General features: G+C 66.7%; 26 protein-coding genes. 7 read left to right on the top strand and 19 right to left on the bottom strand.

Translation table 11 applies throughout. The annotated features are described in order from the left end of the window. Positions 1–5: 5 nt before the first annotated feature. A complete protein-coding gene (locus ODI_RS01635; RefSeq protein WP_067755972.1) occupies positions 6–1208 on the top strand; it encodes a pyridoxal phosphate-dependent aminotransferase in 1203 nt (400 codons plus the stop codon). 62 nt (positions 1209–1270) lie between these two features. Further along, on the top strand, positions 1271–2215 hold the full coding sequence (locus tag ODI_RS01630; protein ID WP_067755969.1) for a 2-hydroxyacid dehydrogenase: 945 nt from the start codon (positions 1271–1273) through the stop codon (positions 2213–2215). 246 nt (positions 2216–2461) lie between these two features. On the opposite strand, the gene glmS is transcribed toward ODI_RS01630, so the two are convergent. Next, on the bottom strand, positions 2462–4294 hold the full coding sequence (gene glmS, locus ODI_RS01625; RefSeq protein ID WP_067755967.1) for a glutamine--fructose-6-phosphate transaminase (isomerizing): 1833 nt from the start codon (positions 4292–4294) through the stop codon (positions 2462–2464). A gap of 150 nt (positions 4295–4444) precedes the next feature. Here glmS and ODI_RS01620 point away from each other — a divergent pair, with 150 nt between their 5' ends. The 3 genes from ODI_RS01620 (at position 4445) to ODI_RS01610 (ending at position 7298) form a co-directional block, all read left to right on the top strand. Continuing rightward, positions 4445–4930, top strand: a complete 486-nt coding sequence (locus ODI_RS01620) for an Lrp/AsnC family transcriptional regulator (RefSeq protein ID WP_067755964.1) — start codon at positions 4445–4447, stop codon at positions 4928–4930. A gap of 104 nt (positions 4931–5034) precedes the next feature. Continuing rightward, positions 5035–6195: a DUF1624 domain-containing protein gene (locus ODI_RS01615; RefSeq protein ID WP_067755961.1), complete on the top strand. Its 1161-nt coding sequence runs from the start codon at positions 5035–5037 to the stop codon at positions 6193–6195. Continuing rightward, complete coding sequence (locus tag ODI_RS01610) at positions 6195–7298, top strand: porin (protein ID WP_074046821.1); 1104 nt, start codon at positions 6195–6197, stop codon at positions 7296–7298. The genes ODI_RS01615 and ODI_RS01610 overlap by 1 nt, the downstream gene beginning before the upstream one ends. 20 nt (positions 7299–7318) lie before the next feature. Here ODI_RS01610 and ODI_RS01605 read toward each other — a convergent pair whose 3' ends face one another. From ODI_RS01605 to ODI_RS01570, 8 genes are all read right to left on the bottom strand, one after another. Next, complete coding sequence (locus ODI_RS01605) at positions 7319–8386, bottom strand: glycosyltransferase family 4 protein (protein WP_067755954.1); 1068 nt, start codon at positions 8384–8386, stop codon at positions 7319–7321. Beyond that, positions 8383–9429 (bottom strand): glycosyltransferase family 9 protein, encoded by a 1047-nt coding sequence (locus ODI_RS01600; protein ID WP_067755951.1) that lies wholly within the window; start codon positions 9427–9429, stop codon positions 8383–8385. The genes ODI_RS01605 and ODI_RS01600 overlap by 4 nt, the downstream gene beginning before the upstream one ends. Continuing rightward, complete coding sequence (locus tag ODI_RS01595) at positions 9426–10763, bottom strand: O-antigen ligase family protein (RefSeq protein WP_082985378.1); 1338 nt, start codon at positions 10761–10763, stop codon at positions 9426–9428. The genes ODI_RS01600 and ODI_RS01595 overlap by 4 nt, the downstream gene beginning before the upstream one ends. A 38-nt stretch (positions 10764–10801) precedes the next feature. Next, a complete protein-coding gene (locus ODI_RS01590) occupies positions 10802–12124 on the bottom strand; it encodes a UDP-glucose dehydrogenase family protein (RefSeq protein ID WP_067755945.1) in 1323 nt (440 codons plus the stop codon). A 237-nt stretch (positions 12125–12361) separates the two neighbouring features. Beyond that, complete coding sequence (locus ODI_RS01585; RefSeq protein WP_067755942.1) at positions 12362–13744, bottom strand: MFS transporter; 1383 nt, start codon at positions 13742–13744, stop codon at positions 12362–12364. After that, positions 13741–15111 (bottom strand): bifunctional UDP-N-acetylglucosamine diphosphorylase/glucosamine-1-phosphate N-acetyltransferase GlmU, encoded by a 1371-nt coding sequence (gene glmU / locus ODI_RS01580; protein ID WP_067755939.1) that lies wholly within the window; start codon positions 15109–15111, stop codon positions 13741–13743. The genes ODI_RS01585 and glmU overlap by 4 nt, the downstream gene beginning before the upstream one ends. 65 nt (positions 15112–15176) lie before the next feature. Beyond that, positions 15177–16001, bottom strand: coding sequence for a PhaM family polyhydroxyalkanoate granule multifunctional regulatory protein (locus ODI_RS01575; protein ID WP_067755935.1), 825 nt, complete (start codon positions 15999–16001; stop codon positions 15177–15179). A 40-nt stretch (positions 16002–16041) separates the two neighbouring features. Beyond that, positions 16042–16674 carry a glycine zipper 2TM domain-containing protein gene (locus ODI_RS01570; protein ID WP_067755932.1) on the bottom strand — a complete coding sequence of 211 codons (633 nt, stop codon included), beginning with the start codon at positions 16672–16674 and terminating at the stop codon, positions 16042–16044. A gap of 142 nt (positions 16675–16816) precedes the next feature. Here ODI_RS01570 and ODI_RS01565 point away from each other — a divergent pair, with 142 nt between their 5' ends. After that, on the top strand, positions 16817–17050 hold the full coding sequence (locus ODI_RS01565) for a DUF3717 domain-containing protein (protein ID WP_067755929.1): 234 nt from the start codon (positions 16817–16819) through the stop codon (positions 17048–17050). Positions 17051–17072: 22 nt separating this feature from the next. Here the strand turns inward: ODI_RS01565 and ODI_RS01560 are convergent, their stop codons facing one another. From ODI_RS01560 to ODI_RS01540, 5 genes are read right to left on the bottom strand one after another with little or no spacing between them, the layout of a single operon-like run. Continuing rightward, positions 17073–17672, bottom strand: a complete 600-nt coding sequence (locus ODI_RS01560; protein WP_067756569.1) for an SCO family protein — start codon at positions 17670–17672, stop codon at positions 17073–17075. Between the two features lie 26 nt (positions 17673–17698). Further along, positions 17699–18589 carry a heme o synthase gene (gene cyoE, locus ODI_RS01555; RefSeq protein ID WP_067755927.1) on the bottom strand — a complete coding sequence of 297 codons (891 nt, stop codon included), beginning with the start codon at positions 18587–18589 and terminating at the stop codon, positions 17699–17701. 11 nt (positions 18590–18600) lie between these two features. After that, entirely contained in the window at positions 18601–19641 is a 1041-nt protein-coding gene (locus ODI_RS01550) for a COX15/CtaA family protein (protein WP_067755924.1), read from the bottom strand. A 13-nt stretch (positions 19642–19654) separates the two neighbouring features. Beyond that, positions 19655–20305, bottom strand: coding sequence for an SCO family protein (locus tag ODI_RS01545; RefSeq protein WP_098020812.1), 651 nt, complete (start codon positions 20303–20305; stop codon positions 19655–19657). A 29-nt stretch (positions 20306–20334) separates the two neighbouring features. After that, positions 20335–21090 (bottom strand): SURF1 family protein, encoded by a 756-nt coding sequence (locus ODI_RS01540; protein ID WP_082985377.1) that lies wholly within the window; start codon positions 21088–21090, stop codon positions 20335–20337. A gap of 36 nt (positions 21091–21126) precedes the next feature. Between ODI_RS01540 and ODI_RS01535 the strand changes: the two genes are divergently transcribed. Beyond that, positions 21127–21327: a twin transmembrane helix small protein gene (locus ODI_RS01535; protein WP_067755921.1), complete on the top strand. Its 201-nt coding sequence runs from the start codon at positions 21127–21129 to the stop codon at positions 21325–21327. 14 nt (positions 21328–21341) lie between these two features. Here ODI_RS01535 and ODI_RS01530 read toward each other — a convergent pair whose 3' ends face one another. The 5 genes from ODI_RS01530 to coxB all read right to left on the bottom strand — a co-directional run bounded on the left by ODI_RS01530 (position 21342) and on the right by coxB (position 25565). Then, positions 21342–22211: a cytochrome c oxidase subunit 3 gene (locus ODI_RS01530; protein ID WP_067755918.1), complete on the bottom strand. Its 870-nt coding sequence runs from the start codon at positions 22209–22211 to the stop codon at positions 21342–21344. A 74-nt stretch (positions 22212–22285) separates the two neighbouring features. Continuing rightward, complete coding sequence (locus ODI_RS01525) at positions 22286–22510, bottom strand: DUF2970 domain-containing protein (protein WP_067755915.1); 225 nt, start codon at positions 22508–22510, stop codon at positions 22286–22288. Positions 22511–22520: 10 nt separating this feature from the next. Next, positions 22521–22637 (bottom strand): cytochrome oxidase small assembly protein, encoded by a 117-nt coding sequence (locus ODI_RS22470; protein ID WP_231968166.1) that lies wholly within the window; start codon positions 22635–22637, stop codon positions 22521–22523. 38 nt (positions 22638–22675) lie between these two features. Next, the gene (gene ctaD, locus ODI_RS01520) at positions 22676–24304 is read right to left on the bottom strand and encodes a cytochrome c oxidase subunit I (RefSeq protein ID WP_067755912.1); all 1629 of its coding nucleotides are present in this window, start codon (positions 24302–24304) and stop codon (positions 22676–22678) included. 103 nt (positions 24305–24407) lie between these two features. Continuing rightward, the gene (gene coxB / locus ODI_RS01515; protein WP_067756563.1) at positions 24408–25565 is read right to left on the bottom strand and encodes a cytochrome c oxidase subunit II; all 1158 of its coding nucleotides are present in this window, start codon (positions 25563–25565) and stop codon (positions 24408–24410) included. Positions 25566–25814: the final 249 nt, after the last annotated feature.

The following is a 25814-nucleotide window of genomic DNA, read 5'->3' as shown; positions in this document are numbered from 1 at the left end:
CAGCGATGCCCACAATACTCTCCAGCGCGGTCATGCGCATGAACCCGTCGGCTACCATGCGCGTGGCGCAGACCGCCCGCGAGCTGAAAGCCGCCGGCCGCGACGTGATCTCGCTGAGCACCGGCGAGCCCGACTTCCACACGCCCGAGCACATCCAGTTGGCGGCCCGAGACGCCGCCGCGCGCGGCCAGACCAAATACACGCCTGCCAGCGGCATCGAGGCGTTGCGTCAGGCCATCGTGACCAAGCTCTCGCGCGAGAACGGTCTGCACTACGGCATGGACGAGGTGATGGCGTCCAACGGCGCCAAGCAGGTCATCTCCAACGCCCTTATTGCCACCATCAACCCGGGCGACGAAGTCATCATTCCCGTGCCCTATTGGGTCACGTATCCCGAGTTGGTCGGCCTTTTGGGCGGGGTACCGGTGTATGCACAACCCGAGGCAGGCACGCTGAAACTGACGCCGGCAGTACTCGAGCATCACATCACGGCGAAGACGAAATGGCTGATGCTGAACTCGCCATGCAATCCCTCGGGCGCAGTGTACAGCCTGGCAGAACTGCAGGGCCTGGCGCAGGTTCTGGCGCGCCACCCGCATGTACACGTAATGAGCGACGACATCTACGAACACCTGGTCTACGACTCGGTGAAGTTCGCGACGCTGCCTCAGGCGGCCCCCGAGCTGAAGGCGCGCACGTTGCTGGTCAATGGCGTCTCGAAGGCCTACGCCATGACAGGCTGGCGCATCGGCTACGCGGCTGGCGACAAGGCGCTGCTCAAGGCCATGCAGAAGGTACAAAGCCAGCTTACCTCAGCGCCCAATTCGGTAGCGCAATGGGCGGCCGCTGCGGCGCTGGACGGTCCATTCGACGACGTGCTGCGGTTTCGGCAGGCCTATGCGCAGCGACGGCAACTGGTGGCGCGAGTACTGCAGCCGGCACGCGGCTTGCGGTACGCGATGCCCGAAGGTGCTTTCTATTACTTCATCTCGTGCGAAGACGCCCTGGGCAAACACACCGAAGATGGACGGGCGCTGGCCTCGGACCAGGACTTTGCCCAGGCCTTGCTGACGCAGACCGGCGTGGCCGTCGTGCCAGGCACGGCCTTCGGTCAGCCCGGCTACTTCCGCATTTCCTTCGCCACCGAGACCAAGGCCCTGAAGAAGGCCTGCGAACGTATCGCTGCCTTTTGCGCTTCGTTGCGCTGACCATGACGGGCCGCCTGCGCGCGGCCTGCCGCTGAAGTCTACAGCGACTAGGAGAACGGGCCATGACGACTGCCAGCAAACCCGCCGTACTGGCGATCACCCGCAACAGCGACGCGCACCTGGCCTGGATGCGCGAGCATTTCGACATTACGGTGGCGGTGGAACCCGACTTCAGGCAACGCACCATCGAACAACATGGCGCACGATTCCGTTGCGTTCTCACCAATGGCTCGGAGGGCCTGCACGCGGACGAGATCACAGCCTTGCCTAATCTGACGCTGGTCTGCGTGCAAGGCACAGGCTACGAGAAGGTGGACGTCGCGGCGGCCCGCCAGCGGGGCATCACCGTCACCAATGGTGCGAGCAGCAACGCGATTACGGTGTCCGATCACGCCTTTGCCTTGATGTTCTCGCTGGTGCGCGGCATTCCCATGCTCGACGCCTTCGCACGCCAGGGCGGCTGGCGCTCACAACTGCAGCCGCTGCCCATCGTATCGGGCCGCCGGCTAGGCCTGTGCGGCATGGGGGCGATCGGGCAATGCATCGCCCGACGCGCGGCAGCCTTCGACATGCCAGTGGGATACTTCTCGCGAAATCCCAAGCCGGATGTTCCAGCCACTCATTTCTCCAGCGTCATGGCTTTGGCGGCGTGGGCCGAGGTCTTGATAGTAGCCTTGCCCGGTGGCATGGCCACGCACCACCTGATAGGCGGCGACGCCTTGCGTGCATTGGGAAGCAAAGGTTATGTGATCAATGTCGGCCGTGGCAGCGTGGTCGATACGGTAGCCCTCGTGGCTTGCCTGCACGCAAGCGAAATCGCCGGCGCCGGCCTCGATGTCTATGAAGGCGAACCAGCCTTTCCGGCAGCCTTTGAAAACTGCCCGAATCTGCTGGTGACACCGCACGTGGGCGGATGGTCGCAAGAAGCGCTGGACAACAGCGTGCGTATGTTCATCGACAATGCCTTGCGGCACTTTTCGGGACGGCCGCTGACAGGGGTACTGTGACTCATTAAATGGGCATTGGCAATGGCGCTGGGTAATCCCCCCCGCTAAAGCGTTGGATCCAGAAGTGGAATTTTCTCGTTGAGGTGTTCTACAGCATGAGGAAATCGAGATCCACTGACTGAACCCTCTTACACGACAAACCGTATGAGTTAGCGGCAAGATTAGAAGGAATCGGTTTAGACAGACTTTATTCCGTCTAAACCGACTTTATTCCTTACCCTCAGCCGCGCGCCCCTGGCTACCGCCTCACTCCACCGTCACGCTCTTCGCCAGATTCCGCGGCTTGTCCACGTCCGTCCCGCGCGCGCAAGCCGTGTGATACGACAGCAGCTGCAGCGGCACCGTGTGCAGGATCGGAGACAGCATGCCGTAATGCTCGGGCATGCGGATCACGTGCAGCCCTTCGGCGCTGGCGATCTTGCTGTCGGCGTCGGCGAACACATACATTTCGCCGCCGCGCGCGCGCACTTCCTGGATGTTGGACTTCAGCTTCTCCAGCAGCGCGTCGTTCGGCGCGATGGTGACCACGGGCATTTCGTCCGTGACCAGCGCCAGCGGGCCGTGCTTCAGTTCGCCGGCCGGATAGGCCTCGGCGTGGATGTAGCTGATTTCCTTCAGCTTCAGCGCGCCCTCCAGGGCGATGGGATAGTGCATGCCACGGCCCAGGAACAGGGCGTTCTCCTTGTTGGCGAAGCGCTCGGCCCAGGCGATGATCTGCGGTTCCAGGGCCACCACCGAACCGATGGCCGCGGGCAGGTGGCGCAGCGCCTTCAGGTGCGCGGCCTCGTCCTCGGCGGACAGGCGGCCGCGTGCCTTGGCCAGCACCAGCGTCAGCAGGAACAGCCCCGTAAGCTGCGTGGTGAAGGCCTTGGTGGAGGCCACGCCGATTTCCACACCGGCGCGCGTGATGAAGTTCAGCGCGCACTCGCGCACCATGGCGCTGGTGGACACGTTGCAGATGGTCAGCGTGTGCTGCATGCCCTGGTCGCGAGCGTGCTTCAGCGCGGCCAGCGTGTCGGCGGTTTCGCCAGACTGCGAGATGGTGACGACCAGGCTGCGCGGGTTGGGCACGCTGTCGCGATAGCGGTATTCGCTGGCGATCTCGACGTTGACGGGGATCTGGGCCAGCGATTCGATCCAGTACTTGGCGGTCAGGCCGGCGTAGTAGCTGGTGCCACAAGCCAGGATCAGCAGCGAGTCGACTTCCTTGAAGATCTTGTCGGCGCCATCGCCGAAGAGCTCGGGCGTGATGTGCTCGATGTCCTGCAGCGTGTCGCCCACGGCGCGCGGCTGCTCGAAGATTTCCTTCTGCATGAAGTGGCGATACGGGCCCAGGTCGGCGGCGCCGGTGTGGACCTGCACGGTGTTCTGCTTGCGCGACACTTCGCGGCCGTCGGCATCGACGATCCAGACGCGGTCCAGCTGCAGGTCGGCCACGTCGCCGTCTTCCAGGTAGATGATCTGGTCGGTGGTGCCGGCCAGGGCCAGCGCGTCCGAGGCCAGGAAGTTCTCGTGCTTGCCGATGCCCACGACCAGCGGCGAGCCCTGGCGGGCGCCGACCACGCGATGCGGTTCGTCGCGGCAGAAGACGGCGATGGCATAGGCGCCATGCAGGCGGCGCACGGCTTGCTGCACGGCTTCGAACAGGTCGCCCTGGTACAGGTGGTTGACCAGGTGGGCGATGACTTCGGTGTCGGTCTGGCTTTCGAACACATAGCCAACGGCTTGCAGCTCGGCGCGCAATTCGTCGTGGTTCTCGATGATGCCGTTGTGGACCAGCGCGATGCGCGGCTCGTCCTTGCCCTGTGCCGAGAAGTGGGGGTGGGCGTTGTGCGTGAGCGGCGCGCCGTGCGTGGCCCAGCGGGTGTGGGCGATGCCGGTGAAGCCGTTCAGCTTGTCCTGCTCGATCTGCGAGGCCAGTTCCGACACGCGCTGCGTGCTGCGCGTGCGGCGCAGCTTGCCGTCCAGGTAGACCGCCACGCCGCAGGAGTCATAGCCACGGTATTCCAGGCGCTTCAGGCCTTCGACGAGGATGGGGGTGATGTCGCGCTGGGCGACGGCGCCTACGATGCCGCACATGGAGAATGCCTCCGATCAAGAAAACGATGGGGCATTGTGCGTCAGGCGAGAAGAAATTTGATGTCTTAATTCCTTGATTTTTGGCCGTTTATTTTCTTACATTATTGTGATTAAATTAAATTCCATATTTATGATTTACATGGAATTTTCATGCAAGAAAGCCCGTCCGAGCTGCCGGAACTGGATGATCTGGACCGCCGCATCCTGGCGCAACTGCAGGAAGACAGCGCGCTGACCAACCAGGACCTGGCCGCGCGGGTGCATGCATCGCCGCCCACCTGCCTGCGGCGGGTGCGCCGGCTGACCGAGCTGGGCGTCATCGAACGCCAGGTGGCCATCCTGGATCCGCGCAAGCTGGGCAGCACCCTGACCGCCATCGTGGAGGTCACGCTGGACAACCAGGCCGCCGAAAGCCTGGACGCCTTCGAACGGCAGATGTGCAAGGAAGCTGCCGTGCTGCAGTGCTACCGCGTGTCGCCCGGCCCCGACTTCCTGCTGGTGGCGCAGGTGCGCGACATGCCGGCCTATCACGCACTGGTGCACCGGGCCTTCACCGCCCAGGCCAATGTGCGCAACGTGCGCACCTTCTTCTCGGTGCATCGCGCCAAGTTCGATACCCGTATCGCGGTGGACTGACATCCGGGCACGTCACACGGACAGGCGGGCGCCACGCCATTGCAATGAAACGTTATTTCATTACAATCCTGCCTCGTTCCCTTGTCCTGCCTCCCCCGTTTTCCATGTCTTCCCCCGCTGCCCCCCCCTCTTCCCGCCTTCTCGCCATCGACGCCCTGCGCGGCCTGGTCATCGTGATCATGCTGCTGGACCACGTGCGCGAGACCGTCTTCCTGCATCACCAGGTCGGCGACCCGATGGACGCGGCCGCGACCGAACCCGTGCTGTTCTTCTCGCGCCTGCTGGCCCATCTGTGCGCGCCGGTGTTCGTCTTCCTGACCGGCCTGTCGGCCTGGCTTTACGGCCAGAAGGCGGGCAGCACACGCGAGGTGGCGGCCTTTCTTGCCAAGCGCGGCCTGTTCCTGGTGGCGCTGGAAGTCATCGTGGTGAACTTCGCGTGGACAGGCCAGTTCCCGCCCACCGTGGTCTACCTGCAGGTGATCTGGGCCATCGGCCTGTCGATGCTGGCACTGGCCGCGCTGGTGTGGCTGCCCCGCACGGCGCTGGTGATGGTCGGCGTGGCGCTGGTGGCGGGCCACAACGCGCTGGACGGCGTGCACTTCGCGGCGGGGCACGCCATGCATGTGCCCTGGGCCATCCTGCATGACCGCGGCTGGCTGGCAGTGAGCGAATCGCTGCGCCTGCGCACCTCGTATCCGGTGCTGCCGTGGATCGGCGTGATCGCGCTGGGCTACGCGGCCGGCCCCTGGTTCGGCAAGGCGACCGCGCCTGCCCTGCGTGCGCGCTGGCTGTGGACCGCCGGCCTGTCGGCCCTGGCGGCCTTCACGCTCCTGCGCGCTTTCAACGCCTATGGCCAGGCACAGACCTGGCAGCCGCAGGACACCCTGCTGCGCACCATCATGGATGTCGTGAACATCACGAAGTATCCGCCCTCGCTTTTCTTCCTGCTGCTGACGCTGGGCCTGGGCCTGTTGTTGCTGGCATGCATCGAACGCGCGGGCGAGGCCCGCTGGGTGCGCGCCCTGTGCGTGTATGGCGCGGCGCCGATGTTCTTCTATCTTCTGCACCTGTATGTGCTGAAGGGGCTGTACCTGGTGTGCGTGGCCGTGTGGGGCCTGAACCAGGGCAAATACTTCGGCGTGGACAGCATGGCTGCCGTGTGGCTGATCACGGTGCTGCTGGCCGTGGCGCTGTACCTGCCGGTGCGCGCCTTCGGGCGCCTGAAGGCGCGCCGCCGCGACATCGCGTGGCTGAAGTATCTGTGATGCGGATCAGGCAATGTTGCGCCGTGGTGGCGCTGGCTGCGCTGTCCGCGCCCGCCGCCGCGCAGACCGCGGCGCCCAGCACCGGCGCCGTCACCCTCTATGGCGTGCTGGATCTCAGCATGACGGGCACGCACCGCGATGAGGAGGGCTCGTCGCTGGCCCTGCAATCCGGCGTGCAGTCGGGCTCGCGCTGGGGCCTGCGCGGCCACGAAGACCTGGGCGGCGGCTGGCGCGCCCGCTTCCAGCTGGAAAGCGGCGTGGTCGCCAACACGGGCCGCTCCGCGCAAGGCAGCCGGCTTTTCGGGCGCGCCGCGTGGCTGGGCATCGACAGCCCCCTGGGTGATCTGCGCCTGGGCCGCCAGACCTCGGTGTCGTCCGCCGTGCTGGCCGACTTCGATCCTTTCCTGGCCTCCTACCTGGTCACGGGCGCGCAGACCTCGCTGCAACCCTTCAACGCCAATCGCAACGACAACACGCTGGCCTACTGGACGCCGTCCGCCGGCGGCTGGCGCGCGGGCGTGGACTACAGCTTCGACCAGAATGAACCGCGCGCGGGCAGTGCCACGCGCAGCAAGGTGATGAGCGCGGCGCTGGTGCACGAAGGCGCCGCGCACGCGGTGACGCTGACGGTGGAGCGCGCGGACTGGGGACCGGGCTCGCCGCATGACCTGGGCATGCAGGCCGCGGACGGCAGCGCCAAGCCCTATGCGGTGTCGTTGGCGGCACGCGGCAAGATCGATGACCTGACGCTGTATGGCGCGTGGTCGCTCATGCGCCACGGCTCGACCGTGCCCGCCATCCAATGGCCCGGCCAATCCGTGTACTACCCGGGTTCCACCGTGCACGGCGTGATGCTGGGCGGTGCGTGGCGGGTGGGCGCGGGATCGGTGCTGGCTTCATGGCAGGCCAGCCTGCCGCGGGACGGCGGCGCGCTGGCGCGGCAGGATGCCACGCACAACCAGCAGGTGCTGTCAGTGGGCTATGCCCATGATCTGTCCAGGCGCACGAATGTGTATGCGGTGCTGGGGCACATGATCGGCGCCTGGCACGACGCCGGCTGGCGCGAGACGCAGTATGCGGTGGGGCTGCGCCACCGGTACTGAGTCCGCCCGAAGCGGGCGCCTCAGCGCCCGCGCCGCGCCAGGCCCTGCGTCATCTGTTCCAGATAGCGCCGGCCCATTTCCGTGACGTCGTGCTCGCTGCGGACATAGGCATGGGCCTTTTCGGTGACCTCGGCACGCAGCGCCGCATCGTCCAGCAGGCGCGCCATGCCATCGGCCAGGGCCGCATCGTCACCCACGGGGCACAGCACGCCACGACCGTCGGCCAGGGATTCCGCCAAGCCGCCCGCCGCCGTCGACACGACCGGCACGCGCAACAGGAAGGCATCCAGCACGCTGCTGCCCAGCGCCTCTTCTTCCGAACTCATGACGAAGACGTCCATGATGCTGTAGAAGTCCTCGACGCCACGCCGGAAGCCGCACAGCTGATAGGTGCCTGCCAAGCCGAGTTCATCGACCAGGTCGCGCGCCGCCTGCTCGCGATGACCGCCGCCGCCAAAATGCAGGAACACGAAATCGTCTCGCGTCTTCGCCAGGCGCGCCACGGCGCGGATGAGCGTCAGCGGATCCTTGTCCTGGATGAGCGCCGCAGAGGTCGCCAGCACCTTCTTGCCCTGCAACTGGTATTCCTGCACCAGCGCATCGACGTTGGCCTGGTCGATGGCGCGCGGCTCGACCGCGCTGCGGATCACCACGGGCGACAGGCCCAGGCGGCGCGGCTCGGCGGCCGCCATGTCGCTGACCGTGGCCATCACATCGACACGGCGCCACTTGGCGCCTGTCTTCCATTCCTCGCCCGGCTTCACCACGAAGGACGTGCGGCGCGAGAACACCACCAGCGCGCCATGCAGGCGCTTGGTCAGCACGGCCCAGGTCACCGTATTGGCGGTCTGCGCGTGGATCACGTCGTGGCGCCGGCCGCGCGTGGCAAGGTAAGCCAGCTGGCCAGGCACGTTGCGCGCGGTGTGGACGGTGAAGCCCTCGGCGCGCGCGCGTTCGGCCATGGGCCCGCCTTCGCGCGCCAGCAGCTCGACCTCGTGGCCCGCCGCCCGGAAGGCCAGCATGCAATAGAGCGTCTGGCGCTCACCGCCGCGCCAGCCTTTCTCGAAGTTGAGTTGAAGGATTTTCATAGGGGTGGCGTAGTCGGGGGCGACACGGGAAAAGGCTGATCCGCCAGCGTCAGCGCCGGAAAACAATCAGAGAACGCGCGGACCAACGTCTGCAGATCGATCTCCGCCGGAGAGACCCGGTGCAAGGTTTCGCCGCCTCCGGGCCCTTGGGCGAAGGTTCGCGCCGGCTCCCCCGGCGCGAAGACACCCAATGTGCGCAAGCCGCAAGCAGACGCGATATGCAGCACGCCGGAATCATGGCCCGCATAGGCCTCGCAATGCGCCAGCAGTCCGATCGTGCTGTCCAATGAACCGTCGCCCAAGACATCGCCATACAAGCCAGGCGCATTCAGATCACGCAGGCGCTGCAACTCTTTGGATACGCCAAACCACACCACCTGCTTGCCAGCGTCTGACAAGACCTGCGCGAACGAACGCCACACCTCCAAGGGCAGGCAGCGCGTGGGGCTGCCTGCGAAGGCGTGCAAGCCCACCCAGGGTCGCGTCTTGCCATGCAACTGCGCGACATCGATGGCTGCCTGCTCACGAGCGGCCTGGACTTTGGCTGGATCGAGCACGTAATGCGCCGATCTTTCTGTCTCGCCCAGTGCATCGAGCAGCGTCATCAAGGCAGGCACCACCGGCTGTTGCCGGCTGGGCAGCGGCGCCACATGCGTCAGGAATCTCTTGAGCTTTGGATAGGCATAGCCAACACGCACCGGAATCCCGGCCAGCTTCGCCAGCCAGCCCAGGCGCCAGTTCTTGCCGACGAGAATCGCCACGTCGTAGCCCGTGGCCTTCAATACTCGACGGGCAGCGAGAAACGCGCGCAGGCGCCCCCGGCGCACAAGCGGGTTGATGGCCAGGACAGCCGGCACGGCGTGCACCTGATTCGTACCTGGCATGAATCGCGCCACCGTGGCGGTATCTGGCCGTGCCAGCACATCCACGGTAGCGCCAGCGCGCAGCGCATTCGCGATGGCGGACGCAAAGACCAGGTCGCCCAGATTGTCCTGGCAGACCAGAAGGACACGGCACGAGGAAAGTCCGCCCAGGCCGCTCATGGGCCGATGCGTTCCGTTCTTGTGGCTTCCTGGCCCGGCTCGGCAAGCGCCAGCAGCAAGGTGACCGTCCCAAGATAAAACACCGTGCCGATGGAGCGATAGAACATGACATCCGTCAGCGAGAAAATCGCATAGCCTGTCACCACAAGCAGGCCTCCGAGCGCTATCTCGGCACGCCACGGCTCGACGCTGCGGGACAGCCGGAAAAACCGCCAGGCCGGATAAGCGTATGAGAACAACAACGCCAGCAGGCCCAACAGGCCAAGATTGGCGGCGGCATTGAAATAATCGCTGTGCGCATGCCGGAATCGTGGCGAATCGACTCCCTCGGCCTCGAACACATAGCTGCCGGGCCCCGCGCCGAACAGCGGATGCTCGACAGTGACGTCCAGCGCATGCTTCCACATGCGCAGGCGATATCCCACGGAGTCCTGGCTGGCGTTCGGATCAAAAGACAACAGGGCGGTATAGGCCAGGCCGACACGATGTCGCAGCACATCGCCAGGCATGAGTGCCTGCGCCACCAGGATGCCCGCGAGGAATACCCCCACGATCCCGATCAAACGCCCCTTCTGCCGCCGGGCCCACGCCGATGCCACGACGATGAGCAGCAGGAAGGGCAGCGCGACCCACCCCCCTCGCGACATCGACAAGAGGCTGGCCAGCAGGCCGCACAGCAGTGCGAACCATCCCAGGAGGCCCCAACCCAAGGCGCCGTGGCGCCGCGCAAGCTTCAACCCACTCAGCAGGCCAAGGAGGCCGAGCAACAATGAAATATTGCCGAAGTAGATGGGATTGACGGCGCCACCTGCACGGCCAATGCCCTCACCCACTAGCCACGCATCCAGCCAGCCATGGACCTGGGCATACGCCGTCGCAAAGCACAGGATCGCACCGACGATGTAGCAAACCCAAAGCTTGTTCGCGATGCGCTGTGCGTTGCCTTGCCAGAACGGCGCAAGCCCGAAGACGATGAACGGCACCAGGAGGAACTTCAGGTAAGGCGTATCCAGCTCGCGGCCCTGCGACACGAGAAAACCATTCGCGGCCCAAGAGCTCAATGCCGCGACACACCATAGCAAGCAAACGATGACCCAGGCGCGCAGCGACTTGGACACCCCTAGCCCTTGCCCGCGCCTTCCCAGCAAGACAAGCAAGCCCAGCAGGCTCAGTGCAGTCCAGGCCCAGGATTCAGCTTTGACCAGCACCAGCCCGACGAAACTGATACAGGAGAAAAGAAGCAGGAAAACCCACAACCAAAACCTTCCCGGCGCCGTGTCCGACAGATCGTGTTCACTTTGGGGGAAAGCAAGGAAACGAAAGAGAAAATTCATGAGGTATGGGGTGGAATGGCTGATTTCAATCGAAAATTTCAGCGACGACCGATTCCCTCATAGTCAAAGCCCAAATCGCGCAGATCGGCGGGATCATACAGGTTACGTCCATCGAAGATAACCGGCGTCTTCAGCGCGCGCTTGACGCGCTCAAAGTCAGGGGCGCGGAAGACCTTCCATTCCGTCACGATGATGAGGGCATCTGCTCCCTCCAGCGCGGCATACATGTCGTCGGCCAGCGTGACACGATCATTGCCGGCCAGCAGCTTGCCGGCCTCGTGCATGGCGACCGGGTCATGGGCGCAGACACGCGCGCCGCGACGGGTCAGCTCATCGATGACCTCAAGACTGGGCGCCTCGCGCATGTCGTCGGTGTTGGGCTTGAAGGCCAAGCCCCACAGCGCGAAGGTCCGGCCCGACAGGTCCTCGCCGAAGCGCGCGATGGCCTTGCGCGCCAGTGCGCGCTTCTGCTCGACGTTGGTGGCTTCCACCGCATGCACCACGCGCATCGGCAGGCCGAACTCGTCGGCGGTGCGGATCAGCGCCTGCACGTCCTTGGGGAAGCACGAACCGCCGTAGCCCGCGCCGGGATACAGGAAGTGGTAGCCGATGCGCGAGTCGGCGCCGATGCCGCGGCGCACGTGTTCGATGTCCGCGCCCAGCGCTTCGGCCAGGCCCGCCATCTCGTTCATGAACGAGATGCGCGTGGCCAGCATGGCGTTGGCGGCGTACTTGGTGAGTTCCGCCGAGCGCAGGTCCATGACCATCAGGCGGTCGTGGGTGCGCTGGAAGGGGCCGTAGATGCGGCGCATCACGGCGACGTCTTCATCGCTGTCGGCGCCGACGATGATGCGCTCGGGGCCCATGAAGTCCTTGACCGCCGAGCCTTCCTTCAGGAATTCGGGATTGGAGACCACGCCGAAAGGCAGCTCGACGCCGCGCTCGGCCAGCACCTCGGCCACTGCCGCGCGCACATTGTCGGCGGTGCCCACGGGCACGGTGGACTTGTCGACGATGACCTTGCGGTTCGCCATGTGGCGGCCGATGTTGCGGGCGGCGGCCAGCACGTATTGCAGGTCGGCCGATCCGTCCTCGCCGGGCGGCGTGCCCACGGCGATGAACTGCACGTCGCCGAAGGCCACGCTGGCTTCGATGTCGTTGGTGAACTGCAGGCGGCTGGCCTCGACGTTGCGCTGCACCAGCTCTTCCAGGCCCGGCTCATAGATGGGGATGCGGCCTTCGCGCAGCATGGCCACCTTGGCCTCGTCCACGTCCAGGCACATGACGTTGTTGCCCATGTCGGCCAGGCAGGCGCCGGTGACCAGCCCCACATACCCCGTGCCTATCACGGTGATCTTCATGAATCGCGTCCCTACAGGAATCCGTGGCGCCGCCAGTCGCGACGCCGGGGGGAATTATAGAAGGCCAGGCGTGGCTGCCGGGCGACGGCGCGGGCCGGCCCAAGACAAAAGGCGTCCCCCCGGGGGGCAGCAAGCCGCAGGCGCAGCGTGGGGGCCCCTTTTGTCGCCGGGCCGCCCCCAGACAAAAGACGCCCCCCCCGGGGGCAGCAAGCCGAAGGCGCGGCGTGGGGGCCCCTTCTATGGCCGTAGCCTCTTCAGCCTGACGCCGTTGACGGCCACGGCCAGCACGGCACAGGCGCTGCTGAAGGCCAGCGCCAGCGTGGGCCCGCGCAAGGCCGCCAGGCCGAAGGCGATGGCCACCAGCGCAGTGCCGAAACTCTGGCCGAAGACCCGGGTGGTGGCCTGCAGGCCACCCGCCGCCCCGCTGCGGTGGCGGGGCGCCGAGGTCAGCATGGCGCGGTTGTTCGGCGTCTGGAAGAAGCCGAAGCCCACGCCGGCCAGGAACATGGCCGCCGCCGTCCACGACAGAGGCACGTCCAGCGGCAAGGCCGACAGCACGGCCAGCCCCACCGCCATGGTGCCCGCGCCGATGCCGGCCAGCATCGCGGCGGAATAGCGGTCCGACAGGCGTCCCGCGGGCGGGGCCATGAGGGCCGCGCCCAGCGGCCAGGCCGACAGCAGCAGGCCAGTCGTCAGCGCATCCAGGCCGCGCTCCTGCTGGAAGTAGAAGGGAAACGCCACGAACGCCGACATCTGCGCCGCGAAGGACAACGCCGAGGCGGCGACCGCGTAGGCCAGCGACGGAATGCGCAGCAGGTCCACCGGCACCAGCGGCTCGGGCTGCGCCAGCGCACGGCGCACCAGCCAGACGGCCAGCGCGGCCGCCACGGCAAGCAGGCCCAGCGAGCGGACCGTGTGGGAGGCCAGGTGATCGATACCCAGGATGAAGCAGGCCAGCATGATCATGCAAAGCACCGCGCTGGGCAGGTCGAAAGGCTTGCGGGTGCCCGGCACGTCAGGCAGCATGCGCACGCCCAGGAAGGCCAGCAAGCCGATGGGAAGATTGATGGCGAAGATCCACTGCCACGAGGCCAGCGACAGGATGCCCGCGCCGATGGTCGGCCCCAGCACGGTCATGATGCCGACCGTCATGGCGTTCCAGCTGATGCCCCGGCCCATCATGCGCAGGGGATAGATGTTGCGCACCAGTCCGCCGAAGAGGCACATGAGGCTGGCCGAACCCGTGGCCTGGAAGACCCGCGCCAGCACCAGCGATGCCAGCGACCCCGACAGCGCGCTGGCCAGGGAACCCAGCAGGAACACGGTGAGCCCGATACAGAACATGCGCCGGAAGCCCACGCGCTCCGCCACCGCCGAGAGCGGCAGCAACAGCATGACAACCGTGAGGTTGTAGGCGTTGACGATCCAGACCGCGGACGCCGGCGTCGTGTCCAGGTCGGCCGCGATGGTGGGCAGCGCGACGTTGGCGATGGTGGCGTCCAGCACCGCCAGCGACATCGCGGTCAGCAGCGTCAGCGCGGCCCAATGGCGCCGGGGCGTGGGCAGGCCATCGGCCGCCGCCCCGGCAGGGGAAGACGCGTCGGGATCCGCCGGGCTCAAGACTTCTTCACGGGCCGCGTCCAACCCTCGATGGTGGCCTGCTTGGCGCGCGACAGCGTCAGGCGGTCGGCCGGCGCTTCGCGCGTCAGCGTGGTGCCCGCGCCGATCGTGGCGCCTCGGCGCACGGTGACGGGCGCCACCAGTTGCGTGTCGGAACCGATGAAGGCGTCATCCTCGATGATGGTGCGGTGCTTGTTCACGCCGTCGTAATTGCAGGTGATCGTGCCCGCGCCGATGTTCACGCGCGCGCCCACCTCGGCATCGCCCACATAGGCCAGGTGATTGGCCTTGCTGTCTTCGCCCAGCACGGTGTTCTTGATCTCGACGAAGTTGCCGACATGGCTGCGCGCGCCCAGCTTGGCGCCCGGACGCAGGCGGGCATACGGACCGATGCGCGCGTCGCCGCCTACCTCGGCCTGCTGCAGATGGCTGTAAGCCTCGATGCGCGTGCCCGCGCCGATGGTCACGTCGCGCAGCACGCTGTGCGGGCCGACGTGCACGCCATCGGCCAGCTCCACCGTGCCTTCGAATACGCAGCCCACGTCGATGAACACGTCACGGCCGCAACGCAGCGTGCCGCGCACGTCGAAACGGGCGGGGTCGGCCAGCGTGACGCCGGCCTCCAGCTGCCGGCGCGCCTGTTCGAGCTGCCAGGTGCGCTCCAGCGCAGCCTGCTGCACGCGGCTGTTCACGCCCAGCGTTTCCCAGCCGGCGGCCGGCTGGGCGGTGCTGACGGTATCGCCGTCGCCCACGGCCAGGCCGATGATGTCGGTCAGGTAGTACTCGCCCTGGGCATTGTTGTTGTCGATGCGCGAGAGCCAGTCCTTCAGCTTGGCGGTGGGCGCGGCGACGATGCCGGTGTTGACCTCGCCGATGGCGCGCTCGGACTCGCTGGCGTCCTTGTGCTCGACGATGCGCAGGACACGGCCTTGCGCGTCGCGCACGATGCGGCCGTAGCCGGTGGGGTCCGCGAGCTGCTCGGTCAGCACGGCCAGGCCCTGGCCGCGCGCGGCCAGCAGGCGCTGCAGCGTGTCGGGCTGCACCAGCGGCACGTCGCCATACAGCACCAGCGTGGCGTCGTCGGCATCGCCTTCGACCAGCAGCGGCACGGCCTGCTGCACGGCGTGGCCGGTGCCGTGTTGGGGTTGCTGCAGCGCGAACTGCACATCGGGCTGGTCGGCGAACGCTTCCTTGACCCGGTCGGCGCCGTGGCCCACGACGACGACGATGCGCGCCGGCGACAGCGCACGGGCGCTGTCCAGCGCGTGCGCCAGCATGGGCTTGCCAGCCAGCGCATGCAGCACCTTGGGCAGATTGGATTGCATGCGCTTGCCCAGACCAGCGGCGAGGATGACGATATTCAGCATAGGGATTCCAACAAAAAAGAATGCGCGGCGCGACCAATCGCACCGCGCGTAGATGAGGAGAAGAATCAGCCGCCCGCCACCGTCTTGCGGGGCGCGCGCTTGGCCGCGGACTTGGCGGCCGGCTTGGAGGAGGACTTCGTGGCGCGCTTGCGCGGCGCGGCGGAAGACTTGGCGGCAGGCGCCGTGGCGCTGGCCGGCTTGGCGCCCGGCTTCGCGGCGGGCTGGGCCGAGGCTTTCGCGGCGGGCTTCGCAGCGCCCGCTCCCATGCCCGGCATGCTGGCGGCCGTCGCCTGGGCCAGCGTGTCGAACTGCTGCTGCAGCAGGTTCCACCAGGCATTCGCCGCGGCGGGCGTCGCCTCGGCGGCAGCTGCGGCAAGACCTTCCGTGCCCGGCACTGCCGCCGCGGCGGCCTCGGGCGCCTTGTCAGCCGGGGCCGGGGCCGCTGGCGCAGCAGCGGCCTGGGACGCGGCCGGCTTGGCCGCCTGCCTGGGCGACCTGCCCTCGGCCGGGCGCCGGATACCCAGCAGCACGTCCAGCGGGGAGCCTTCGCCCGCTCCGCCCGGCGCGCTGGCGGACATGCCGTCGGCGAACGCACGCAGCGTGGAGATCGTGGCGCGCTGCACCTCCAGCCCCTGGATGGTGCTGCCCAGGAGCGAGAGGTTCAGTTGCAGCCAGTTTTCCACGGTGCGCAGGTCGCTGATGCGGCGCTCGAGGTCTTCCAGGCTGAGCGGCGGCGTGATGGGCATGCTTTGCGCCAGGCCGCCCGCGCCAGCCAGGCTGGACCACGCTTGCCGCATCATTTCCATGCTGGCCATGATGGGGTTGCCGGCGAGTTCGGGAGACTGCCCCACGCCGGGCAGCACGAAGGGGTTCTTGGGAGTCTGCGTCATGCCTTGTCTCTGGCGGGCTGGAGCGGGACCGGTGCCGCGCTCAGCGCAGCACGACCCTGCCGTTGTCGTTGATGCGAACGTGGTCGCCCGAGGCCAGGTTGAACGGCTCCTGGCTATTGAAGGTGCGAAGTTCGCCGTCGCTCATGCGCACCTTCATCTCGTGGCGTGTCACGGTTCGTTGCCCTTGGATATTACGCTCGATTTCACGGCCGGCCAAAGCGCCCCCGACGGCGCCCAGCACGGTCAGCGCCGTCTTGCCATTGCCGCCGCCGAACTGGTTGCCGACCACGCCGCCCACGACGCCGCCCGCCAAGGTGCCGACGATGGCGTTGCCCTGGTTATCGACGGGCACCTGGATCTGGCGCACGCTTTCCACGGTGCCGCAGCGGGCGCAATCAGCCGCCGCGGTCGCGGCTGGCTTGGCTGCCGGTTTGGCGGGCTGCGCCGGCTTGGCGGGCTTGGCTTCAGGCGCAGCGGGCGCCTGGGCCAGCATCTGGGCGTCGGCGACGCCGGAAGCGCCTTCCTGGGCTTGGGAGCGGGGCAGCCAGCCGGCGAAGCCGGCGATGCCGACCACGCACAGGGCGATGACGGCGACGGCGGCCGCGGCCACCAGCGGATGCAGGCGAGAGACGGGCGAACCGCCCGGGGGGTGATAGGGTTGGATCGAGCTCATGGCGATACCTCCTTTGTTGCGTCGCTGCTGGTATAGCACCCGCTTTCGGTATCGGAATATTGCGTGGGTGACGGTTTGCAAGCGATCAAACCGTCACAAGTCCGGGCCTGCCGCCAGGCCGCCAATCTGGGAAAATGGCGGCATGTCCACGATCTCCCTGCCCGAACTCGAGGCCGCCATCAATTACTGGCGCGCCCGCTCGCCCTCGACGGGCGAAGACCTCAAGCTCTGCCCGCAGGCGGCAGCGTTGGCCGTGCCCTACGCCGGCATGATCGTCGCACGCGCGCACGACCTGAGCCTGGACGCGCTGGCGCCCGACGCGCGCGACGCCTACGCCGCCTGGCTATCGGTTCAGTCGGGACAACCGCCGGCCTGACACCGGCCCGGCGCATCACGCCTCAGAGCAGGGCGCGGATGTCGTGCACCAGCACATCGTTGCTGGCGCTGTTGTTCAGCAGCACGCGCGTCTGGCCCTTGGCGTCGAACAGATAGAAAGCCGCCGTGTGGTCCATGGAATAGTCGCCATCGGGACGCGGCGACTTCGCGAAATAGGCCTTGAACGAGCCCGCCGTCTGCCGGACCTGCGCCAGCGTGCCGGTCAGCCCTTCGAAGCGCGGGTCGAATGCCTTGACGTATTCGCGCATGATGGCGGGCGTATCGCGCTCGGGGTCCACCGTGATCAGCAGCACCTGCACCCGGTCGGCATCCGCGCCCAGCGTCTGCATGACCTGGGCGAGTTGCGCCAGCGCCGTGGGGCAGACATCGGGGCATTGCGTGAAGCCGAAGAAAGCGACGACGACCTTGCCGGAATAATCGGCCAGGGTCTTCGTCTTTCCGTCGGTGCCGACCAGCGACAGGTCCTTGCCCAGGTTCGTGCCGGTGATGTCGCTGCCCTGGAAAGCGGGACGATCCTGGCCGCAGGCCGACAGGACCGCCGCGGCGCCCAGCGCCAGCGCCGCGCGCAGCACGGCGCGGCGGGAGGGATGCGGAGAGGACATGAAGGCTGCCAAAGCTGCGGCGGCCATTACAGCAGCTGCAGCCAGTGATCGAGGAGCAGCGCGCCGAAGAGGAGCGCCAGGTACAGGATGGAGTAGCGGAACAGCTGGCGCGCCAGCGCGTCGCTGTATTCCTGGTACAGGCGCCATGCCATGTAGAGGAAGCGCCCGCCCAGCGCCAGCGCGGCGGCCAGGTAGAGCAGGCCGCTCATGCGGATGATGTAGGGAAGCAGCGTGGTGGCCAGCAGCGCCACGCTATAGAGCAGGATGTGCAGGCGCGTGAACTTCTCGCCATGGGTGACGGGCAGCATGGGCAGGCCCGCGTTGGCATAGTCGTGGTTGCGGTACAGCGCCAGCGCCCAGAAATGCGGCGGCGTCCAGATGAAGATGATCAGCACCAGCACCCAGGCCTCGGCCGGCACGGCGTTGGCCACGGCAGCCCAGCCCAGCGCGGGCGGCATCGCGCCAGACAGCCCGCCGATGACGATGTTCTGCGGCGTGCGCGGCTTCAGGATGACGGTATAGATGATGGCGTAGCCGACGAAGGTGGCGAAGGTCAGCCACATCGTGAGCGGATTCACGCCGTGATACAGCACCATCATGCCGGCCCCGCCCAGCAGGCCGGACAGGCCCAGCACCTGCGGCGCGGTGATGGTGCCGCGCGCGGTCGCCCGGCGCGCGGTGCGCAGCATGCGGGCGTCGACTTCCTGTTCGATGAGGCAATTGATGGCGAAGGCCGCGGCGGCCAGCAGCCAGATGCCCAGGGTGGCCAGGGCGACGGTGGCGGGGTCGGGCAGGCCCGGCACCGCCAGGAACATGCCGATCACCGCGCAGAAGACGGCAAGCTGCGTCACCCTCGGCTTGGTCAGCACGAGGTATTGGCGCAGGAGCCCGGTTTGCGAGGCGGCTAGGGTGTTCATGGGGCGGTATTTTAGGAAATCTGGCCGGGTCGTGCTTGCCCCGGGGCGGGCGGCGGCGCCAAGCCGGCACGCGCGCAGCGCGACAACAACGTTACACCCGCCAGCACCAGTCCCGCCGCGCCACCGTTGTGCAGCACGGCGATCAGCAGGGGCCACTGGAAGAAGATGGTCGTCAGGCCGGTCAGCAGCTGGGCCAGCAGCAGCGCCAGGATCAGGCGCGCGGGCCCTGCCAGGCCAGGCTCGGCCCGCAGGCGCCAGGCCAGCGCCCCCAGATAGGCGAACACCAGGAAGGCGAAATTGCGATGCACCCAATGGATGGCGGTCAGCGCGTCCTGGGAGATCATGTCGCCCGAGGGCAATTCGCCCAGGCCGCGGATCAGGGAATATCCCCCGGCGAAATCCATGGGCGGCACCCAGCTGCCGTGGCAGGTGGGAAAGTCCATGCAGGCCAGCGCAGCGTAGTTAGTGCTTACCCACCCGCCCAGCGCGATCTGCACGAAGAGCAAGGCGAGCCCCCCGGCCGCCCAGGGCGTCCAGCGCCGGGCCGCGGCGGCCACCGGCGGATGATGCCGCACGCGCGCGGCCAGCCAGGTCATCAGCGCCAGCAGGCCCATGCCGCCCAGCAGGTGGGCGGTCACCACGGCCGGCATCAGCTTGTGCGTCACGGTCCAGGCGCCGAAAGCGCCCTGCACGCAGACGGCGATCAGCGTCACCACCGCCAGGCGCGGCGTGTGGCCCAGTTCGCGGCGGTAGCGCCAGGCCATCCAGGTGATGGCGATGATCAGCATGCCCAGCAGCGAGCCGACGTAGCGGTGGATCATCTCGATCCAGGCCTTGGACATCGTGACGGGGCCATACGGCATGGCCTCGACCGCCTCGCGGATGTCGCCCACGGCCCCCAGGGGCGTGACCTTGCCGTAGCAGCCGGGCCAGTCCGGACAGCCCAGGCCCGAATCGGTCAGGCGCACGAAGGCGCCGAACATGATGAGGTCCAGCGTGAGAAACCAGGTGAAGAACACCAGCTTGCGATAACGGTCGTGAAGAGAGTGCATGAATCGTGGCGGGTCAGCCGATGCGCGAGTTGTAGATCAGCTTGCTCAGGTCCTTGCGGAAACGCAGCGGATCGGCCTCGGCGGGGTATTGCAGGATGAGGTTGCCGTGCGGATCGGCAATCCACATCGGCGCGGCCAGGCCGGCATCGGCCTGGGGAGTGTCCTTGGACAGGTATTCGGCCAATTGTTCCGGCCGGGCGCGCAACATGATAGTCCCTCGGTAGGCATCCAGCACTTTGTCAGGAACGGGCTGGTCGTCGGTGATGAACCAGATGCGCGTCACGCGCTCGACGTTCTTGCCCTGGCTGGCGTGCGAATTGCGCAGGATGAAGAGCTTGCGCGCGCACGCTTCCTCGCACTGGGCGCCGTCCACCGTCATCAGCAGCCATTCGCCTTTCAGGCTGTTCAGGTCGAAGGGCTTGCCGTCCAGCGTGGTCAGGGTCAGTTCGGACGGGGCGGGCATCGGCCGCTGCGGCTGCACCAGTTGGCCATAGTTGGTGGATTCCGACGGCCACCATTGCGGATTGAAATAGACCATCACCGCGCCCAGCACGGGCGCAATGCTGACCAGCAGCACCAGATAGAGCGGCAACAGGCTGCGCCGCGGCAGCGCGGGCTTCGGGGCGGATGCTGTTGCGGGCACGGCGGACTCCTGTTGGGTCATGACTGATGTCCTGCTGGGGTGAATGAGGCTCAGCGCAAGCCGCGGCGCCACGCGCCCGCGGCCACGACAAGCCAGGCGATGCCTGCGATCGCCGCGAAACCGAACCACTGGAGGGCATAGCCCGTATTCTTGTCGGCGTCGATGGACGGCTGCGGCCACTCGCGCAGCAGCCCATCGCCGTCGCCGCCCGTCTGCATCAGCACGGCGGGTACCAGGTGCAGGCCCGTGGCGGCGGCCAGGTCGGGCAAGGCCAGGTTCTGCACGCGCGGCGGCGCGGCGTTCCCGCCTTGCGGCCAGCCCGCGGGCAGGCGGCCCGCCTCGCGGTCGAGCTCGAACAGACGCGGCACATGGGTGGCAAGCTCCCCTTCCACCGCCAGTCGGCCCGTGGGCGCGGGCAGCGCGGGCATCGCCGTGTCGCCCAGCGGACGGGCCAGCCAGCCACGCAACACCAGCACGGCGTCGCCGCGCTCGGCATCCAGCATCAGCGGCGTGGCCACCCAGAAACCGGGACGGCCATCCTGGTTGCGGTTGTCCAGCAGCACGGTCAGGTCATGGCGCCAGGCGCCGGTTGCGCGCGCCGGACGCCAGGGCTGCAGTTGCTCGGCGGCCATGCCGGCCGACAAGGCCAGCGGCGGTTGCACGCGCCCGGCCTCGATGGCCGCGGCCACCGCGCGGCGCTCGTCGGCGCGGCGCAGTTGCCAGCGGCCCAGCGACACCGTGGCCGCCACCACCAGCGCCAGGAGAATCAACGCCGCAATCACGCGGCGCGAGGAATTTGCTGCCATCTCTGCAATAATTTCCGCTACACCGGAGACTGATCAATGCGCATCGTCGTCATCCTGGCTTTCATCGGCATCCTGGGCAGCCTCGCGTCGGCCCTGGTCTACCTGATGCGGGACAAGGGCCGCAGCAACCGCACCGTCAACGCGCTGACCGTACGCATCGGCCTGTCCGTGCTGCTCTTCCTGTTCGTGCTCTTCGCCCACTGGATGGGCTGGATCCAGAGCACCGGCCTGCGCTAGCGGCAGGCCAGGCGTCAGAACCAGTAGATGAACAGGTACAGGCCCAGCCAGACCACGTCCACGAAGTGCCAATACCAGGCGGCGCCTTCGAATCCGAAGTGATGGTCCGGGCGGAAGTGCCCCTTGATCAGGCGCCCCAGGATCACCAGCAGCATCGTCGCGCCCATGAGCACGTGGAAGCCGTGGAAGCCCGTCAGCATGTAGAACAGCGAGCCATAGGCGCCCGAGTTGAACTTCAGGTTCAGGTCCTGGTAGGCGTGCACGTATTCATAGGTCTGGACGCCCACGAAGATGAAGCCCAGCAGCACCGTGGCGGCCAGCCAGAAGATGGTCTGGCTGCGATGATTGGCGCGCAGCGCATGGTGCGAGATGGTCAGCGTGATGCCCGACGTGAGCAGCAGCGCGGTGTTGATGGTGGGCAGCCAGAACGGGCCCACGGTCTGGAAGGGTTCGATGATGCCCGCGGGCCCGAGATTGGGCCAGGCCGCCGCGAAGTCGGGCCACAGGAAGAGCTTGTGGTCCAGGTCGCCGAGCCAGGGCGTGGTCACCGTGCGCACGTACCAGAGCGCGCCGAAGAAGCCCGCGAAGAACATGACCTCGGAGAAGATGAACCAGCTCATGCCCCAGCGGTAGGACACGTCGACGCGGCGGCTGTTCAGCCCGCCTTCCGATTCGCGGATGGCGTCGGCGAACCAGACCCACAGCGACGCGATCAGGCCGGCGAAGCCGACCATGACGGCCCACTTGCCCATCGTGACACCGTTGATCCAGGCCGCCGCGCCCAGGCCCATGACCAGGAGCGCCAGCGCCGTGCGCACCGGGTGCGCCGATTCACCCGGCACATAGTAATAAGGGGCTTCGTTGACCGAGTGACTGGCACTCATGGTGTTCTCCCTGGTGTTCGGACTGACTGGATGATGTTGTTGTAGGGTTCCACGCCCGGGTCCTGGCGGCGGCGCTATGCCGCGCCGCCTGCCGCCCAGCGTACGATGAAAATCAGCACCGTGACGAAGATCGCCGCGGCCAGCAGGCCCGCGATGATCACGTGCACCGGATTGAGCCGGGCCACGTCCTGGTCATAGCCCGCGCCCTTGCGCACGCCGAACAGCGCCCACAACACCGCCTTCAGGGTCTGAAGGAAGTTCAGCTTGCGCTGCGAGGCGTCACGAAGGTCGTCGCTCATGGCTCGTCCGTCACGGATTCACGATCATGTACTGCTTGTAGATGACCCAGCCGAACACGGCCACCACGAAGAGCAGCAGGAACAGGCCGGTCTTGCGGTTGCGGCGGCGTTGTTCGGGCGTCTTCATGGTCAGGCTCTGCGTAGGGGGTTGAGTCATCCGGGGGATCACTTGACTTCGGGGGGCGTCTCGAAGGTATGGAAGGGCGCGGGCGACGGCACCGTCCACTCCAGGCCTTCCGCGCCTTCCCAGGGTTTGGCCGGGGCGGGCTCGCCACGGCCGGCATAGCACTTCAGCACGACGTACAGGAACAGCAGCTGCGACAGGCCGAACCAGAACGCGCCGAGGGTGGCGATCTGGTGGAAGTCGGTGAACTGCGCCGCGTAGTCGGCGTAACGGCGCGGCATGCCGGCCAGGCCCAGGAAGTGCATGGGGAAGAAGGTGACGTTGAACGAGAGCATCGTCGACCAGAAGTGGATCTTGCCCAGGCGCTCGTCATACATGCGGCCCGTCCACTTGGGCAGCCAGTAATAGGTGCCGGCGAACAGCGCGAAGAGCGAGCCCGCCACCAGCACGTAGTGGAAGTGCGCCACCACGTAATAGGTGTCGTGCACCTGGATGTCGATGGGCGCCACCGACAGGATGAGGCCGGTGAAGCCGCCCAGCGTGAACACGAAGATGAAGCCCACCGAGAACAGCATGGGCGTCTCGAAGGTCATGGAGCCGCGCCACATGGTGGCCACCCAGTTGAACACCTTCACCCCGGTGGGAATGGAGATGAGCATGGTGGCGTACATGAAGTACAGCTGGCCGGTCACCGGCATGCCGGTCGTGAACATGTGGTGCGCCCACACGATGAACGACAGGATGGCGATGGAGGCCGTGGCATACACCATCGACGCATAGCCGAAGAGGCGCTTGCGGGCGAAGGCCGGCACGATGGCCGAGACGATCCCGAAGGCCGGCAGGATCATGATGTAGACCTCGGGGTGGCCGAAGAACCAGAACACGTGCTGGTACAGCACCGGGTCGCCGCCGGCGGCCGCGTTGAAAAAGCCCGTGCCGAAATGGCGGTCGGTCAGCACCATGGTGATGGCGGCGGCCAGCACCGGCAGCACGGCGATCAGCAGGTAGGCGGTGATGAGCCAGGTCCAGCAGAACAGCGGCATCTTCATCAGCGTCATGCCGGGCGCGCGCATGTTCAGGATGGTGACGACGATGTTGATCGCGCCCATGATCGACGAGGCGCCCATGATGTGCATCGCGAAGATGGCCAGGTCCATGCCCGGGCCCATCTGGATCGACAGCGGCGCATACAGCGTCCAGCCCGCGGCGGTGGCGCCGCCGGGCACGAAGAACGATGCCGTCAGCATCAGGCCCGCCACCGGCAGCAGCCAGAAGCTGAAGTTGTTCATGCGCGCGAAGGCCATGTCCGACGCGCCGATCTGCAGCGGGATCATCCAGTTCGCGAAACCCACGAAGGCCGGCATGATGGCGCCGAACACCATGATGAGGCCGTGCATGGTGGTGAACTGGTTGAAGAGCTCGGGGCGGAAGAACTGCAGGCCCGGCTCGAAGAGCTCGGTGCGCAGCAGCAGCGCCAGCGTGCCGCCTTCCAGCAGCATGATGAACGAGAACAACAGGTACATCGTGCCGATGTCCTTGTGGTTCGTCGCGAACAACCACCGGCGCCAGCCGTGGGGTTGATGGTGGGCGTGATCGTGATGATCGCCGTGATCGTGGCCGTGGCCCTGACCCGGAACAGCCGGAGCGTGACCTGCGGTGACGCTGCTCATGATGGACTCCTTCCTGCTTGGCGGCGGTCCTGCGCCTGTGGCGCGGACCGGCGAAGTGTCTTAGATCTCTGAACGGATTCTTTTCTTGCGGGGCCTCGCGCGCTCAGCGCGCGGCGGCCACGTCCGCGGGCAGTACCACCTGGTCCTCGCCCTTGCCTGCGTTGCCCCAGGCATTGCGGGTATAGGTGATGGCTGCCGCGATTTCGACATCATTGAGCTGCGGGCCGAAGGCCTGCATGGCGGTGCCGGGCTTGCCCTTGACCACCACGCCAATCTGCGCGGCCTTGGGGCCCAGCACCACGGGGTCGCCATCCAGCGGCGGGAAGCTGCCCGGCAGGCCGCGTCCATTGGCCTGGTGACAGGCCACGCAGTTGGCGGCATAGACCTTCTGGCCGCGCTCGATGAGCTCGTCCTTGGTCCATTCCTTGTTGGGATCGTCGGCCAGTTCGGCCAGCTTCTTCTGCTCGCCCGCGGCCCACTCGGCGTAGGCCTCTTCGGACAGCACCTTCACCACGATGGGCATGAAGGCGTGGTCCTTGCCGCAGAGCTCCGCGCACTGGCCACGGAACTCGCCTTCCTTCTCGGCGCGGAACCAGCTGTCGCGCAGGAAGCCGGGAATGGCGTCCTGCTTCACGCCGAAGGCGGGAATCATCCACGAGTGGATCACGTCGGCCGAGGTCAGCACCAGGCGCACCTTCTTGCCCACCGGCACCACCATGGGGTTGTCGACCTCCATGAGGTAGAACTCGCCCTTGGGTTCCAGGTTGGCGATCTGCGCCGGCGGCGTGGAGAGGTTGGACAGGAAGCGCACGCCGGAGGCCTCGCCGTCCATGTATTCGTAGCCCCACTTCCACTGGTAGCCCGTGATCTTGATGGTGAGGTCAGGGCTGGAGGTGTCCTTCATGGCGACCACGGTGCGGGTCGCCGGCAGGGCCATCGCGATGACGATGATGAAGGGTATGACGGTCCAGGCGATTTCGACGCCCACGTGCTCGTGGAAGGTCGCCGGCTTGGCGCCGCGCGACTTGCGATGCGCCCAGATGGAGTAGAACATCACCCCGAAGACGCCGACGAAGATCACCAGACAGATGATCAACATCATCCAGTGCAGCCACGCAATATCCTGCGAGATCTGCGTGACACCTGCCTGCAGATTCAGCTGATTGACTCGGGGACCGCCAGGCATGTCTTGCACCTGGGCGCTCGCCACGCTGCCAACCAGCATGGCACAGCTCCCCAGGAACCCTCTCAACTTCTTCATGCTGACCTCGAACAACGGCGCCTCCAACCGTCCGCTTCCGCCAGCATGCAGCATAAAAAGGCTGTCGGAAACGCTCGTCTTGTGCGCGATTAATTATTAGGACGGCAAGCGGCGGACTTCAGGCGATGCCCGGGCTTGCCTGCGCAAATCACAACGAAACCGCCGGATTATAGCGAACCCCCTTGACGCAACACAAAGCGTTCGGGCCATGCAGAGACTATCTGTGCAGGCAATCGGGGTTAGCGAGCA

Source organism: Orrella dioscoreae, from assembly GCF_900089455.2.
In the GTDB taxonomy this organism is placed as follows: domain Bacteria; phylum Pseudomonadota; class Gammaproteobacteria; order Burkholderiales; family Burkholderiaceae_B; genus Orrella; species Orrella dioscoreae.
Note: the sequence above shows the minus strand (reverse complement) of the source record. Positions and strands in the feature narration are given on the sequence as shown.

Coding starts and splice junctions, on each gene's coding strand:
- ODI_RS01635 (WP_067755972.1), top strand. CDS start 6: ATGCCCACAATACTCTCCAGCGCGGTCATGCGCATGAACCCGTCGGCT.
- ODI_RS01630 (WP_067755969.1), top strand. CDS start 1,271: ATGACGACTGCCAGCAAACCCGCCGTACTGGCGATCACCCGCAACAGC.
- glmS (WP_067755967.1), bottom strand. CDS start 4,294: ATGTGCGGCATCGTAGGCGCCGTCGCCCAGCGCGACATCACCCCCATC.
- ODI_RS01620 (WP_067755964.1), top strand. CDS start 4,445: ATGCAAGAAAGCCCGTCCGAGCTGCCGGAACTGGATGATCTGGACCGC.
- ODI_RS01615 (WP_067755961.1), top strand. CDS start 5,035: ATGTCTTCCCCCGCTGCCCCCCCCTCTTCCCGCCTTCTCGCCATCGAC.
- ODI_RS01610 (WP_074046821.1), top strand. CDS start 6,195: ATGCGGATCAGGCAATGTTGCGCCGTGGTGGCGCTGGCTGCGCTGTCC.
- ODI_RS01605 (WP_067755954.1), bottom strand. CDS start 8,386: ATGAAAATCCTTCAACTCAACTTCGAGAAAGGCTGGCGCGGCGGTGAG.
- ODI_RS01600 (WP_067755951.1), bottom strand. CDS start 9,429: ATGAGCGGCCTGGGCGGACTTTCCTCGTGCCGTGTCCTTCTGGTCTGC.
- ODI_RS01595 (WP_082985378.1), bottom strand. CDS start 10,763: ATGAATTTTCTCTTTCGTTTCCTTGCTTTCCCCCAAAGTGAACACGAT.
- ODI_RS01590 (WP_067755945.1), bottom strand. CDS start 12,124: ATGAAGATCACCGTGATAGGCACGGGGTATGTGGGGCTGGTCACCGGC.
- glmU (WP_067755939.1), bottom strand. CDS start 15,111: ATGCTGAATATCGTCATCCTCGCCGCTGGTCTGGGCAAGCGCATGCAA.
- ODI_RS01575 (WP_067755935.1), bottom strand. CDS start 16,001: ATGACGCAGACTCCCAAGAACCCCTTCGTGCTGCCCGGCGTGGGGCAG.
- ODI_RS01570 (WP_067755932.1), bottom strand. CDS start 16,674: ATGAGCTCGATCCAACCCTATCACCCCCCGGGCGGTTCGCCCGTCTCT.
- ODI_RS01565 (WP_067755929.1), top strand. CDS start 16,817: ATGTCCACGATCTCCCTGCCCGAACTCGAGGCCGCCATCAATTACTGG.
- ODI_RS01560 (WP_067756569.1), bottom strand. CDS start 17,672: ATGTCCTCTCCGCATCCCTCCCGCCGCGCCGTGCTGCGCGCGGCGCTG.
- cyoE (WP_067755927.1), bottom strand. CDS start 18,589: ATGAACACCCTAGCCGCCTCGCAAACCGGGCTCCTGCGCCAATACCTC.
- ODI_RS01550 (WP_067755924.1), bottom strand. CDS start 19,641: ATGCACTCTCTTCACGACCGTTATCGCAAGCTGGTGTTCTTCACCTGG.
- ODI_RS01545 (WP_098020812.1), bottom strand. CDS start 20,305: ATGACCCAACAGGAGTCCGCCGTGCCCGCAACAGCATCCGCCCCGAAG.
- ODI_RS01540 (WP_082985377.1), bottom strand. CDS start 21,090: ATGGCAGCAAATTCCTCGCGCCGCGTGATTGCGGCGTTGATTCTCCTG.
- ODI_RS01535 (WP_067755921.1), top strand. CDS start 21,127: ATGCGCATCGTCGTCATCCTGGCTTTCATCGGCATCCTGGGCAGCCTC.
- ODI_RS01530 (WP_067755918.1), bottom strand. CDS start 22,211: ATGAGTGCCAGTCACTCGGTCAACGAAGCCCCTTATTACTATGTGCCG.
- ODI_RS01525 (WP_067755915.1), bottom strand. CDS start 22,510: ATGAGCGACGACCTTCGTGACGCCTCGCAGCGCAAGCTGAACTTCCTT.
- ODI_RS22470 (WP_231968166.1), bottom strand. CDS start 22,637: ATGAAGACGCCCGAACAACGCCGCCGCAACCGCAAGACCGGCCTGTTC.
- ctaD (WP_067755912.1), bottom strand. CDS start 24,304: ATGAGCAGCGTCACCGCAGGTCACGCTCCGGCTGTTCCGGGTCAGGGC.
- coxB (WP_067756563.1), bottom strand. CDS start 25,565: ATGAAGAAGTTGAGAGGGTTCCTGGGGAGCTGTGCCATGCTGGTTGGC.